Origin of the sequence: Archangium lansingense, from assembly GCF_026626635.1 — a bacterium.
GTDB lineage: Bacteria > Myxococcota > Myxococcia > Myxococcales > Myxococcaceae > Archangium > Archangium lansingense.
Map to the genome: position 1 here is coordinate 7,165,231 of NZ_JAPNKA010000001.1, position 15,012 is coordinate 7,180,242.

The 15,012-nt window shown below is 69.4% G+C and carries 2 protein-coding genes (1 of these 2 only partly in view); one reads left to right on the plus strand and one right to left on the minus strand.

The features are described from left to right. Positions 1-13,215, minus strand: the 5' portion of a protein-coding gene (locus OV287_RS28855) for a non-ribosomal peptide synthase/polyketide synthase (RefSeq protein ID WP_267537271.1). It extends 3,996 nt beyond the left edge of the window; the window shows 13,215 of its 17,211 coding nt (coding positions 1-13,215); its start codon is at positions 13,213-13,215; its stop codon lies beyond the left edge, outside the window. A 96-nt stretch (positions 13,216-13,311) separates the two neighbouring features. Here OV287_RS28855 and OV287_RS28860 point away from each other — a divergent pair, with 96 nt between their 5' ends. Continuing rightward, positions 13,312-14,967, plus strand: a complete 1,656-nt coding sequence (locus tag OV287_RS28860) for a cyclic peptide export ABC transporter (protein WP_267537272.1) — start codon at positions 13,312-13,314, stop codon at positions 14,965-14,967. Positions 14,968-15,012: the final 45 nt, after the last annotated feature.

Consider the following 15,012-nt stretch of genomic DNA (forward strand, 5'->3'; position numbering starts at 1 on the left):
CAGACCGTCTCCGCCAATCCATAGCTCCCCTGCTCCACCCGGAGGCACCGGCTCCAGCGCCTCGTCGAGCACGTACTGCTCCGTGTTGGCAAGCGGCCGGCCGATGGGAAGCGTTGGGCTGCCCGCGGGAAGCTCACGCACGAGGTGCCAAGAGGCGAAGGTGGTGCTCTCGGTGGGACCGTAGACGTGGAGCAGCCGTTGCGGCGGCCCCTCACGAAGGACCGCGCGGACCGGCCGGGGATCCACCGCCTCGCCACCGAAGTGGAGCTGGCGCAGTCCGCGAAAGGCGTCCGGCACCTCGGTGGCGATCTGATTGAACCAGGCTGTGGTGATGAAGAGGACGCTGATGGCCTGCTCGCGCAGCCACGTGGCGAATGCCTTGGGAGCGAGCGCCACCTCGCGCTCCACGCCGACCAGCCGGGCCCCATGCAGCAGCGCGCCCCAGATCTCGAAGGTGGCCGCATCGAACGAGGCGTTGGACGCCTGCGCCACGCGGTCCTCGGGCACGAGCTGGATGAAGTCTGTCTCCACCACCAGCCGGACCACGGCCCGGTGCGGGACGCAAACGCCCTTGGGCACGCCCGTGGAGCCAGAGGTGTAGATGACGTAGGCGAGCTCCTCGGCGGAGGCCCTGGACTCCGGGGCCGTGTCGGGCAGTCCCTCGAGCTCCCCTACCCCATCCAGCACGAGCACTCGGGCAGACCCCGGCGACAGCCCGTCCCGCAGCCGCTGCTGGGTGAGCAATACGGGCACTCGGGCGTCCTCGATCATCCAGGCCAGACGCTCACTCGGGTACGCTGGATCCAGCGGCACATAGGCGGCGCCGGCCTTCAGGATGCCCAGCACACCCACGATCAGGTCCGCCGAGCGCTCCACGCACAGACCCACGGCCGAGCCTCGCGTGACGCCCAGCGATAGGAGTCGATGCGCCAGCCGGTTCGCCCGACGCTCCAGCTCGGCGTAGGTGAACGACACATCGCCGAAGGACACGGCCACCGACTCCGGCGTCCGAGCCACCTGCGCCTCGAACAGCGCGTGGAGGGTGGCCTCACGCGGGAATGCAGTCCGAGTGGCGTTCCACTCCACCAGCACCTGACGGCGCTCGGCCGCAGACAGCAGGGGCACGTCCCCGAGCCGCTGCACCGAAGCCGAGACCATCCCATCCAGCAGGGCTCGCCAGTGCTCCAATAGCCGCGCGGCGGTGTCCGCGGAAACGCGCTCCGAGCGGTGCAACAGCTTGAGACGCAGCTCGCGGCCCGGCACGGCGACAGCGGTCAACGGGTAGTGCGTGCGCTCGAAGGGACGGAAGTCCCCGAGCTCCAGGCCGGCCACACCTCGCGCGAGCGCGGCGTCCACCGGATAGTTCTCGAAGACGAGCAGGCTCTCGAAGAGCGGCGTGCCCCGGGGCACCTCGCTCCACCCTTGCAGACGCGCCAGTGGGACGTGTTCGCGCTGGCCCAGTTCCACCAACCGTGCCTGGAGCTCGCGCAGCCAGGGCACCAGTCCGTCCCAGGATCGGAGCCGGACGCGCATGGGAAGCGAGTGGATGAACACGCCCACCGCCTCCTCGATGCCCGGGAGCTCCGGCGGCCGGCCCGCGAGCGTGGTACCGAAGACGACGTCCTCGCCGCCCCCGTACCGCGACAGCAGCAGCGCCCACGCGCCGTGCACCAGTGTGCTCGGGGTGAGCCCGTGACGCCGCGCGAAGTCCTGGAGCGCCGTGGTGGCCCGCTCGTCGAGCACAACCTCCCGCTCACCTGCCCCGCGCTCGGCACCGGACTCACCCTCTCCTGGCAACGGAGTCGGTGCGTCCACGCCCGACAGCAGTTCCCTCCAGAACGCCTCATCCCGCTCGGGGCGCCGCTGCCCCAACCATTCGATGTACGAGCGGAAGTCTGGCGCACGCGAAGGCCGCCACGACTCGCCGCGAACAAGCGCCGCGTAGGCTTCGAGCACCTCCGCGAGCACCCGGGCCAGGCTCCACCCGTCCAGCAACAGGTGGTGGAAGCTCCAGACGAACCGGTGGACCTGATCCTCCAGACGGATCAACGCGAAGCGCATCAGGGGCGCTCGCGTCAGCTCGAAGCCACGGGCTCGGTCCTCTCGCAGGAACGACTCCAACCTGCGCGACTGCTCCTCTGCCGGAACGCCGCGCCAGTCGAGCTCGTTCCACGGTGTCTCCACCCGGCTCCGCACCACCTGGAGCGGCTCCTCCAGGCCCTGCCACAAGAAGTCCGTCCGCAGCGAGGGGTGGCGCTCCAGCACCAACGCCCAGGCCTCACGGAGTGCGTGGGCCTTTAGCGCTCCGGTGAGCATCCAGCTCCTCTGCTCGAAGTACGCCTCCGTCCCAGGCTCCAGCAGGACGTGGAACAGAAGCCCGTGCTGAAGCGGAGAGAGCGGGTAGCGCTCCTCGGGGACACCGTTCCGCGCGAGCGTCCGTAGCGCCTCGGCGCAATCGGCCGCCAGCGCCTCGATGGTTCCTCGGTCGTGCAGCGCTTCGCTGTACACCCAGGACAGTTCCAAGCGACCACCCGCGGCGCGAGCCACCACCTCCAGCACATGGCTCCGAAGACCCCCAGGACCATGAGAGGGACCCACGGACTCAGGTGCGAGGCCAAACCGGGATGCCCCCAGCGCGCCCGCATCGAGCTGCCCGAGGTAGTTGAAACAGACCTCGGCGGAGGGCCGTGCACGAAGCTGTTCGGCGGCATCATCCTGGCGCAGGTAGCGCAACAAGCCGTAGCCAAGCCCCCTGCCCGCCCGCCGCTCCCTCGCGGCGCGAACGGCTTCGATCGCCTTCTCAGGGCTCGCATCCTGGAGCTCAAAATGAACCGGGTAGAGTGCCGTGAACCAGCCCACCGTTCGCGAGAGGTCCACGTCCTCGAAGAGGTCCTCGCGCCCGTGTCCTTCCATGTCAATGCGCAGCCGGCCCTGGCCCGTCCATCGCGAGAGGGCCCGAGCCACACCCGCGAGCAGCACGTCATCCACGCCAGCACGCAAGGCAGACGGCAGCTCGTGCAGGAGCGCCCGCGTCACCTCGGGCTCCAGCGTCACCGTGACGGTGTTCTCGGAGCCTGGCGTATTGCTTCCCTCCCGCCGATCCCGAGGCAGCACGGGGACCTCGTCCCCAGTCTCCGCCAACCAGAAGGGCAACTCCGCCGCGACAGCCTCCGACCGCGCGTGTGCCTCCAGCCGACGCGCCCAGGCCTGGAAGGATGTCGTCTTCGCGGGCAGCGCAAGAGGCTCGCCCCGGCCGAGTTGGTGGAGTGCGCTCTGCAGGTCCTCCAGCAACACCCGCCAGGAGACGCCGTCGACGGCAAGGTGGTGGATGACCAGCAGCAGTCGGCCGGTCCGTCCCGCGCCTCGGTCGAACAGCACCGCGCGCAAGAGAAGCCCCTCGTCCAGTGACAGACTGCCCTGCACCTCGGACGCCACGCGCTCAAGCTCCGCGGCCTGCTCCGGCTCCGGAAGCGCCGACAGATCCACCCGGCGCAGCGGCACCTCGCGCCCAGGGGCAGAACAGACCTGCGCCCAACCCGTCCCCACGCGCGTCAGGCTCGAGCGGAGCGCGTCATGGTGCTCCACCAGCGCGCGCAACGCCCGCTCCAGGAGGGCGGCGTCCACCGGCTCGCGCGTCTCGAGCAACAGCGCCTGATTGAAGTGGTGCGCCTCCGGGAGCTCCCGCTCGAGGAACCAGCGCTGGATGGGTGTGAACGGCACGGGCCCGAGCACCGGCCCCTGCTCGCCGATGACGCGGCCCGACTCCGCCACGCGGGCCAGCTCGGCCAGGGTCTGGTGCTGGAAGAGCTGCCGAACGGTGAGGCGAAGCCCTGCCTGCCGCGCACGGGCGATCACCTGCAAGCCGAGGATGGAGTCACCGCCCAGCTCGAAGAAGCGATCGTGAGCCCCCACTCGCTCCAGCCCGAGCACCCCGGCCCAGATCTCCGCGAGCCGGCGCTCCATCTCATTGCGAGGCTCGACGGAGCTATCGCCACTCCCGGCGCGCACGCGAGCCGGCGCAGGAAGCGCCCGGCGATCCAGCTTCCCGCTCGGCGAGAGCGGCAGCGCCTCCAGAGTAACGAAGGCCGAGGGCACCATGTACTCGGGCAGCGAGTTCCCCAGGAAGGAGCGCAGCGAAGTGGGCGCGGGCTCATCCCCGGCAGGGATGACGTAGGCCACAAGGCGGCGATCCCCTGGCACGTCCTCGCGCACCACCACCGCCGCCGAGCGCACGTGCGGGTGCCGCAGCAGTGCGGATTCGATCTCCCCTGGCTCGATGCGGAAGCCCCGCACCTTCACCTGATCATCCAGGCGGCCCAGGTACTCAATGGCACCGTCCGCCAAGAACCGCGCGCGATCCCCGGTCCGGTACAGCCGGCCGCCTAGTGTCTCCGCGAAGGGCTCCGGGATGAATCGCTCGGCGGTCAGCTCCGGCCGCCGCCAATAGCCACGGGCCAGCGGCACGCCACCGATGTACAGCTCGCCCGGGACACCCGGAGGCACCGGACGCAGGTGCTGGTCCAGCACATACATCCGCGCATTGGCGATGGGGCGCCCGATGGGAACCAACGGCCGCCGGTCCTCGGGGACACACGCCCAGGCCGTCACATCGACAGCGGCCTCGGTGGGCCCGTAGAGGTTGTGCAGCTCCGAGCGCAGCCGCGTGTGGAAGAGCTCCCTCAGTTCCGGAGACAGCACCTCACCGCTGCAGATGACACGCTTCGGGCTGAACCGAGCGTCCAGCTCCGGCGCCTCCAGGAAGTGCCGCAGCATGGACGGCACGAAGTGCAGCGTGGTGATGCGCTCGCTGGAGATGATGCCGGCGAGCCAGGCCGGATCCTTGTGCCCACCAGGTCGGGCCATCACCAACCGAGCCCCCGTCATCAACGGCCAGAAAAACTCCCAGACGGAGACATCGAAGCTGAACGGCGTCTTTTGAAGGACACGATCCTCCGCGCCCAGCCCGTATGCCTCCTGCATCCAGAGGAGCCGGTTGCAGATGGCGGCGTGGGTGTTCATCGCGCCCTTGGGCCGCCCGGTGGATCCAGAGGTGTAGATGACGTAGGCGAGATGGCTTCCGGACAGCGCGACGTCCGGGCGCTCGGCGCGCTCGCGGCCCACGATCTCCCATTCGGAGTCCAGACACACCACGGCTGCGTCGCCGTGAGGGAGGCCCGAGGCGAGTCTTGCCTGGGTGAGGAGCACGGGCGCGGATGCATCGGCGAGCATGAACTCCACTCGCTCGCGCGGGTAGTCGGGATCGACCGGCACGTAGGCTCCGCCCGCCTTCAGGATGCCGAGCAGCCCCACGACCATCTCGAGAGACCGCTCGGCGCACAATGCCACCAACCGGTCCGGACCTACGCCCCGGGCGCGCAGATAATGGGCGAGCTGGTTCGCACGGCGGTCCAGTTCCCGGTAGGTGAGCTGCGAGCCCTCGAAGGACACAGCCACCGCGTCCGGTGTGCGGTCCACCTGGGCCTCGATCAGCCGGTGCAAGCAGGCCTCCGCGTCGCGGGGCAACCGGGTGTCGTTCCACGTCTCCAGCACCTGACGCCGTTCCTCAGACGTCAGCAGCGGTAGCTCCTGGACGCACTGTGCCGGCTCGCGGACGGCGCTCTCCAGGAGGACGCGCAGGTGCGCCAGCATGCGCTCGGCGGTGGCCGGCTCGAACAGGTCGGTGCTGAACTCCAGCGTCGCCGAGATCCCGCCCGCCCGCTCCAGGAGGATGAGCCGGAGATCGAATTTGGACGTGCGGCTCTCCTGCTCCAACGCGCGCAGGTGAAGGCCCGGCATGGAGAGCTCCGGCAGCGGATCCTCCTGGAGCACGAGCATCACCTGGAAGAGAGGACTGCGACCCAGATCACGCTCGGGCTGGAGCACCTCCACGAGCTTCTCGAAGGGAGCGTCCTGGTGGGCGAAGGCCCCCAGCACGGTCTCGCGAGCCCGGCCGAGCAGCTCACGGAAGGATGGGTTGCCAGCGAGCGACACGCGGAGCACGAGCGTGTTGACGAAGCAGCCGATGAGCCCTTCCAGCTCGGTCCGGTTGCGGCCCGCCACCGGGGTGCCCACGCAGAGGTCGTCCTGGCCGCTGTAGCGGGACAGCAGCGCGGAGAAGCCCGCCAGCAGGACCATGAAGGGTGTGGCGCCTTCGCGGTGGGCCAGCGCCTTCACCGCCTGGGACAGCTCGGGAGCCAGGACCGTGTGCCGGCTCGCGCCCTGGGAGCTGCGCACTGCGGGCCGAGGATGATCCGTGGGCAGCTCCAGCGAACGGGGCGCGCTTTCCAACTGGGACCGCCAGTACGCGAGCTGCGCCTCCAGCGCCTCTCCACGCAGCCATCCCCGCTGCCAGGCCGCGTAGTCCACGTACTGGAGCGCGAGCTCCGGCAGAGGTGAGTCCTCGCCCGCGGAGAAGGCTTGGTAGAGCGCGGCCACCTCGCGAACCAGCACACCCAGGGACCACCCATCCGTAACGAGGTGGTGGAGCACGACGAGCAGCACATGCTCGCGCTCGCCCAAGCGGAGCAGCGAGGCACGGAGTGGCGGACCCGAGACGAGCTCGAAGGGCCGCAGGGACTCCTCGTCCGCCAGCCGAGAGACAGCCTCCGACCGAGCCGAACCGGAGAGGTCCGTCAGATCGACCCGGGCCAGCGGGAGCCGAGCCTCCGCTGAGATGAGCTGGACCGCCTTGCCGTCCTCGGAGCGGAAGGTGGTCCGGAGAATCATGTGACGCCGGACGACCTCGAGGAGGCAACGCTCCAACACCGCTACGTCGAGCACGCCCTCCACCCGAACCACCACCGAATCGTTATAGGCGGCGTTCTGGGGATCGAGCTGCTCCAGGAACCAGAGCCGCTGCTGGGCGAAGGACAGCGGCAGCGCGCCCTCGCGGGGACCGGGCACCAACGGAGGAGTAGCCAGAGCCGTCTTCGGGAGAGCGTCGATGCGCTCGGCGATGGAGGCAACAGTGCCGGCTTCGAAAAGCTCGCGCAGGGCCAACTCCACGCCGAAGGACTCGCGAAGGCGGGAGACGGCGCGGGCGGCGAGCAGCGAGTGCCCACCGAGCGCGAAGAAGTCATCCCCTGCCCCGACCTGCTCGACGCCCAGCAGCTCGGACCAGATCTCCGCCACGCGACGCTCGGTGCTGGTGCGAGGGGCGACATGGCCTCGAGCCGCATCACGCAGCCCATCCGGTGCGGGCAGCGCCTTGCGGTCCACCTTCCCATTGGGCGTCAGGGGGAACGCGTCGAGCGTCACGATGGCTGAAGGAACCAGGTGCTCGGGCAGCAGCCGACGAGCGAAGACCCGCAGCGCGTCCGAGGAAGGGGCCTCCTCCGGCCGCGGGATGACGTAGGCCACCAGCCGCGCGCTCCCGGCCAAGTCCTCCCGGGCCACCACGACCGCCTGCCGTACGTCAGGGTGCTTCTCCAGAGCAGCCTCGATCTCGCCGGGCTCCACGCGGAAGCCGCGGATCTTGAGCTGGTGATCCACGCGCCCGAGGAACTCCACCGTCCCATCCGCTCGCCAGCGCGCAAGATCTCCCGTCCGGTACATCCGCGCTCCGTCCTGGGCGCTGAAGGGATCCGGCAGGAAGCGCTCGGCGGTCAGCTCGGGCCGAGCGTGGTAGCCCCGGGCGACACCCGCGCCACCGATGAACAGCTCTCCGGGCACTCCAATGGGAGCAGGCCGCAGCTGCGCATCCAGGACATAGAGCGCCGTGTTGGCGATGGGCGTCCCGATGGGAATCGGGCCCGGAGCCCCATCCACGCGGTGCGTGGAGGACCAGATGGTGGTCTCGGTGGGGCCATACATATTCAGGAGTTCGCCACCCACCGCGCCCCGGAGCCGGGCCGCAAGCTCCGCGGCGAGCGCTTCACCGCCCACCATCATCCGAGAGAGGCCCGTGAGTGCTGCGGGCGCCTCGGGTTCCAGCAACAGCGCCTGCGCGAGCGAGGGCGTGCACTGCAGGTGCGTGATGCCATGCCGCTGGATCTGCGCGGGCACCGTCCCGCCGAGCTGGCCCTGCAGACGGAAGTCGCGCTCGGAGCGCTGTCGCAGCGCATCCAGTGCGGGCAGGCTGGCCAGCACCGTGTCCGAGGCCACGCCGAAGTCGATGAGGCAAGCCACCTCGTCCACGCCGAGCGCCTCGATCCGAGCCACCTGCTCCCGGCTGGTCCGGGGCGTTCCGAAGAGCCCCGCCTCCTCGAAGTAGCGGCCGAAGGCGCGCTCGGTGAGTGCCTCCAGATCCCCGGGCCGAACGGACGCGGGCTCCAATCCGAAGGTGCGCACCAGTCCGCGCATCAAGTCCGCGGAGCTGCTCAGGTAGCGGCGGAAGGGCCCTTCCACCGTCTCGCGCACACGCTCCACGTCCTGCCCCACGAAGGTGTGGAGCATCAACGTGACGTGTCCCTCGCCCGGGTGGCCCGCCTCGCGCCAGGCCTCGCGGTAGAGGGCCACGCGCTCACGCAGCTCCTCCCACCGTTGGCCGAGCAGGTGCGTCAGGACGCCAGCGCCCAGCCGGCCCGCTTCGCGGAAGGTCTCGGGGTTGCCGGCGGCGGTGAGCCAGATAGGCAGCTCGCGCTGCACGGGACTCGGGCGGATGCGGACCTCCACCGGAGCACCGGTGCCACCGGGAAGGGAGACAGACTCCCCGCGCCAGAGCCTCCGCACAGTGTCCAGATCTCGCAGCGCCAGAGCACGACGCTCGGCGTAACGATCGGGCGCGAAGACGAAGTCGTCCGCATTCCAGCCTGGAGCCACCGAGAGCCCCACGCGCCCCTTGGAGAGGTTGTCGACGACGGACCACTCCTCGGCAACCCGCACGGGGTGGTGCAGCGGGAGGACGACACTGCCAGCGCGAATGCCCACGCGCTCGGTGATGGCAGCGATCGCCGCGCCCGTGAGGGATGGATTGGGGTAAAGCCCGCCGAAGGAGTGGAAGTGCCGCTCGGGAGTCCAGACAGCCTCGAAGCCGTGACGGTCCGCGAAGCGAGCGCCCTCCAGGAGCAGCCGGTAACGATCTCCCCCTTGCTGTGCTCCGTCATCCGAGGCGAAGTAGAAGAGGCTGAAGCCCAGGGGCTTGCGCCGCGAGGTGCGGCGGGGAGAAACAGCGAGCGCGCCCTGTTCGCCCTGTACTGCGACCTTGAAGCCACGAGCCAAGGTCCAAAGCAGCTCCAGCACGGAGATGTCGAAGGACACGCTGGTGACAGCGAGCCAGGAGCCCGGCGTCGTGCCGACGCGCGCATCCATGCCGGTGAAGAAGTTGGTGAGGTTCCGGTGGGGAATCAGCACGCCCTTGGGGCGGCCGGTTGAACCCGAGGTGTAGAGGATGTAGGCGAGGTTGTCCGAGCGTACGTCGCTTGCGGGTGCCTCATCGGCCAGTTCGGGCCCCCCGGGCGGATCCAACGGGACCACGGTCCGGGCACCGGGTGGGAGCGCACCCGCCAGATGCCGGTGCGCGAGCACCACGGGAGCCCCGGAGTCCTCCAGCATGAACGCGAGCCGGGACTCGGGATATGAGGGATCCAGCGGGAGATAGGCGCCCCCCGCCTTGAGAATGCCCAGGAGTCCCGTCACCAACTCCAGCGAGCGCTCCGCGCACAGGCCAACCACCACTTCAGGCCCCACGCCCTGGGCACGAAGCCGCCGGGCCACCGCGTTGGCCCGCCGATCCAGCTCACGGTACGTGAGCGACTCATCGCCGCAGACGACTGCCACCGTGTCCGGCGTACGCGCAGTCTGGGCCGCGAAGAGCGCGTGGACACACTCCTCCGGGTAATCGGTACGCGTGGCATTCCAGTCCACGAGGACCCGCCGCCGCTCGTCCTCGGACAAGAGCGGGAGCGCGGAGAGGCGTTGGTCCGGGTTGGTGGTGATGGCGTCCAGCAGCACGAGCAGCCGCTCGGCCATCCGGGTCACAGTGGTGGCGTCGAAGAGGTCCGTGGCGTATTCGAGCCAGCCCTCCAGCCCCTTCGCGCCGTGTGCAAGCGAGAGGGTCAGATCATAGGCCGTGGCGCCCGGATCGAGATCCACGCATCGAGCCTCGAGGCCAGGCAGCACAAGCTCCGCGCCGGGCTCAGGCAGGAGGACGAACAGCACCTGGAACAGCGGCGCACGGCTCCGGTCACGCGAGGCCGGAAGCGTCTCGGCGATGCGCTCGAAGGGAACATCGCGATGGGCGAAGGCCTCGAGCGACGTGGCCCGGGTACGGGCCAGGAGCTCACGGAAGGAGGGATCACCGGACAGGGACGAGCGGAGGACGAGGAGGTCGAGGAAGCAGCCGATCAACCCCTCCAGGCTGGCCCGGTCGCGACCGTTGACGGGGGTACCGACGCAGAGGTCCTCCTGCCCCGAGTGACGCAGCAGCAGTACCTGGAAGGCCGCGAGCAACGTCATGAAGAGCGTAGCGCCCTCGCCGCGGCCGAGTGCTTCCAGCCGGGTAGAGAGCGCCTCGGGGAGATGCAGCGCGACCCGAGCCCCCCGGTACGACGGCGAGGGAGGACGGGGCCGATCCGTGGGCAGTTCCAGAGCGGCGGGTGCGCCGGCCAACCGTTGCCGCCACCAGGAGAGTGACTCCGCAAGAGCCGCCTTGGTGTCCCGCTCACGGCGCCAGAGCGCGTAATCGGGATACTGGACGGGAAGCGGCTGCAAGGAGGGCGAGGACCCCTGCAAGAAGGCCGCGTAGAGCGCGCTCAGCTCCCGGGCAAGGAGGGCAAAGGAGGCCCCATCCGAGACAATGTGGTGCATCACCACGACGAGCAGGTGCTCGCGGGCATCCAGACGGATCAACGTGGCCCGGAGGAGCGAGCCTCGCGCGAGGTCGAACGCAGCACTCGCCTCCTGCCGGGCCAGCCGGAGCGCCTCCTCTTCACGGCTCGGAGCAGGCACTGACTGAAGGTCCACCCGCCGGAACACGGACGAAGGCGTGGACGAGATGACCTGCCGGGGCGAGCCATCAATCTCCTGGAACGTCGCCCTCAGGACCTCATGCCGCTCGACAAGCGCCGTGAAGCTCCGCTCAAGAGCCCCCTCATCGAGCCCCCCCACAAGTCGGATGGCGGAGGGCAGGTTGTAGGCGGGGTTTCCTCGCTCGAGCTGCTCGAAGATCCACAACCGCTGCTGCGCGGACGAGAGCGGTGCATCTGTGCCGTCCGGACGGCGGGGAATGGAAGCAAGGCCCAAGTCCCCTGACGTACCGCGTGCGGCGAAGATCGTACGCGCCAGCGAGGCCACGGTCGGGCCATGGAGCAGCTCATCCATGCGGAGGACGGCGCCCAGGTGCTCGATGTCGTGAGCCAGCTCGACGGCGGCCAGCGAGTCCAAGCCAAAGCTCGTGATGGGCACGTCCTTCGCGAGCTCCTCCGGACGCACGCGGAGCCGCGCCGAGAGCCGTGCCACGAGCCAGGTCTCCAGTTCCTCGACGCTGCCCGGAGAAGTGGGGCTCTCCAGCGCCGGAGCCGCCGGGCCCTGCGCAACACCGTCCGCCTCCCGCCAGAACAGGAGCGCTCGGGGCCAGCCCGCGAGCAGCTCGGTGCGGCAGGCACGGCGTTGGATCTTCCCGCTGGACGTCTTCGGCAACGCACCGGGCTCGAGGAGCACCAGCGCATGGAGCTGCACCTCATGCGACTCCGACAGTGCCCTGCGGATCGTCCCCACCACCTCGTCGGGCGTCCAGGGCTTGCGCGGATCCACCTCATGCACCACCGCGAGCCGCTCCTCGCCCTCCACTTCGATGGAGAACGCAGCACCGCACCCGGGCCGGAGCGCCGGGTGACTCCGCTCGATCGTCAGCTCGAGATCCTGCGGGTGCAGGTTCCGGCCTCGGAGGATGATCAGATCCTTGCGCCTGCCCACGACGAAGAGTTCGCCACCGTGGAGTACACCCAGGTCCCCCGAGCGCAGGAACTGCTCCGGACCACCGTCCGCCAGACGCGCCTGGAAGGCGGCCTCGCTCTCCTCCGCCCGCTCCCAGTAGCCCTGGGCCACGCTCGGACCGGAGATCCAGATCTCCCCCACCCTGCCCTCCAGACACGGCCGCCGCGTCTCCGGATCCACGATCACGAGCGACTGCTCCGGCATCACCCGGCCGCAGCCCACCAGTGGACGCGCACCGGGCCCGTCTACGGCTTCCACAGCCGCATTGCGCTCCAGCGCCGCGGCCTCCCAGGTGCGAACGAGGACGCCCTCCCCCTTCTTGCCGCCCGAGGCGATCAGCGTGCCCTCGGCGAGGCCGTAGCAGGGATAGAACGACCCGGGGCGGAAGCCGGCGGGCGCGAACGCCTCGGCAAAGCGCGTCATGACCTCGGGGCGAATCGGCTCCGCGCCGCAGAAGGCAAGCTCCCAGCGGCTCAGGTCCAGCCCTTCCCGCTCCGGGGGCGGAACCTTACGGACACAGAGATCGAACGCGAAGCAGGGCCCGCCGCTGATGGTGCCACCAAAGCGGGAGAGCGCCTCCAACCAGAGCCGCGGGCGCCGGAGGAACGCGAGCGGGGACATGAGGGCCGTGTGAAAGCCGGCGTAGAGCGGCTGGAGGATGCCGCCAATGAGCCCCATGTCGTGGTACGGCGGCAGCCAGATGACGCCCACGCTGTCGGCCCGGACCTCGAAGGCGTGCGAGATGAGGGACAGGTTGTGCAGCAGGTTGCCGTGACTGAGCCGCACACCCTTGGGATCGCCAGTGGAGCCGGACGTGTACTGGAGGAAGGCCAGCGAGTCCCAAGCTGGCTCGGGGCGTTGCCAGCCCGCCTCGACGCCCTCGTCGATGGCGTCGGTGGCCACCCAGCGCAACGCGGCCAGCTCCGGAGCCTGCTCGAAGAGGCTCTCGCCCATCTCCCGGATGAAGGCGGTGGTGAGCACGACACTGGCGCGCGCATCACGGATGATGGCGCGCAACCGAGGGAGCGTGCGCTCGAGCCGCGAGGGCTCCGGCGGGTAGGCGGGCACGGCCACGAGCCCTGCGTAGATGCAGCCGAAGAAGCCCGCGACGTACTCCAGACCCGGCGGGTAGAGGAGCACAGCGCGCTCGCCAGCCCGCGCCACCGACTGAAGCGTCGCGCCGATGCGCCGGGCCCGGAGGTCCAGCTCCTCGTAGCTCAGCACCTGCTCGTCGCCATCCTCGAGGAAGGTGTAGAGGGGTTGCTCCCGGTGGGCGCTGGATCTCGTCTCGAGCAACTCCAGGAGCGTCGTGGCTGAGGAGGGTCGACCGGGATGGCTCATGGGCTCCTGGGGGGAGAGCAAGCGCGTGTTCGCGAAAAAGCCGGGGCAGTATAGATTGCCGCCTCCTGAACAGTTCAGGCGAAAGGAAGGCCGGTCGTGAGCCTGCTCGTATTGCTGCTGCGCAGGTCCGCCGGAGCCGTGGCGCTCGCGGTCCTTTGCGGGCTGCTCTCGGGTGCCTCGAGCGCCGGGCTCATCTCGCGCATCAACGCGATCCTCGCCAGCGGCGGCGGACTCGTGGACCGCGGAGTGGTTCTTGGATTCGCAGGAATTGGAGTGCTGATGCTGGGAGCCCGGATCGGCTCTCAGCTGCTGCTGAATCGGCTCCAGACGCGGACCACGTATGAGCTGCGAGCTCAGCTGAGCAAACGGATCCTCGCCACACCGCTGCGCCGACTGGAGGAGCTCGGGACGTACCGCCTGCTGGCCACGCTGGTGGATGACATCGGGTCGCTCACGCAGAGCCTGCTGTGCATCCCCGTCATCCTGCTGAATGCGTGCATCGTGCTGGGCTGCCTGGCCTACCTGGCGATGCTCTCGCGGGTGGTGTTCGCGGCCCTGTTGGTGTTCGCGGCCCTGGGAGTTACGAGCTACTGGATTCCCACCCTGAGCATGATGCGGACGCAGAGGAAGGCCCGCGAGACGAACGATCGACTGTTCCGCGACTTCCGCTCGCTCACGGGAGGCCTGAAGGAGCTGATGCTGCACCGCGAGCGGCGGGAGGCCTTCCTCACTCGAGAGCTGCTCCCCACGGTGGCGGAGTTGCGAGGGCTGCAGACGCAGGTGTTGATGCGCCACACGCTCCTCACGAGCTGGGGCATGAGCCTGTTCTTCTTCTTCATCGGGCTGATGCTCTTCGTGCTACCGGGGATCACTCCGGTGTCCAGCCAGGCGCTGGTGGGCTACACGCTCGCCGCGCTGTACCTGCAGCAGCCCCTGGACTCGATCATGACGCTGCTGCCCACGGTGGGTCAGGGAGCTGTCGCGCTGCGCCACATCGAGCAGCTGGAGCTGGGCGAAGCGGGCACACAGGGCTTGCCGAGCGCTGCCGGACCGCACGAGGCTCCCGCGTCCGTGTCACGGCTCGAGCTGTGCGGGGTCACGCACACGTACCTGCGGGATGGAGAGGGCACTCGCTTCACGCTGGGGCCTATCGATCTGGCGATCCATCCAGGAGAGATCCTCTTCGTGGTGGGCGGCAATGGGAGCGGGAAGACAACGCTCGCCAAGCTGATCACCGGCCTGTACGCCCCTGAGTCCGGGGAGGTGCGGCTCGATGGGAAGCCCATCGGCGAAGGAGAGCGGGAGCGCTACCGCCAGCTCTTCGCGACGGTGTTCTCCGACTTCCATCTCTTCGAGGCGCTGCTGGGCCTGGCCTCCGCGGATCTGGCCGACCGGGCGCGCGGCTATCTGGAACGGTTGCAGCTCGCGCACAAGGTGGAGATCGACGCCAGTGGAGCGCTGTCCACGACGCAGCTCTCCACGGGACAGCGCAAGCGGCTGGCGCTGCTGACCGCGTATCTGGAGAACCGCCCCGTCTACCTGTTCGACGAGTGGGCAGCGGATCAGGATCCCGCATTCAAGGAGGTCTTCTACCGGCAGTTGCTGCCGGACCTGAAGGCGGCCGGGAAGGCAGTCGTGGTGATCAGCCACGATGATCGGTACTTCGACGCAGCGGACCGGCTCGTGCGGCTGGAGTCCGGGGCGCTCGTCACTGACAGGTCCGCTCCTGCCACGAGCCGCGCCGCTTCGTAGGCCGGCGCGCATCGAGTGACGGCGCCAGCCAACGACTGCGCGCAA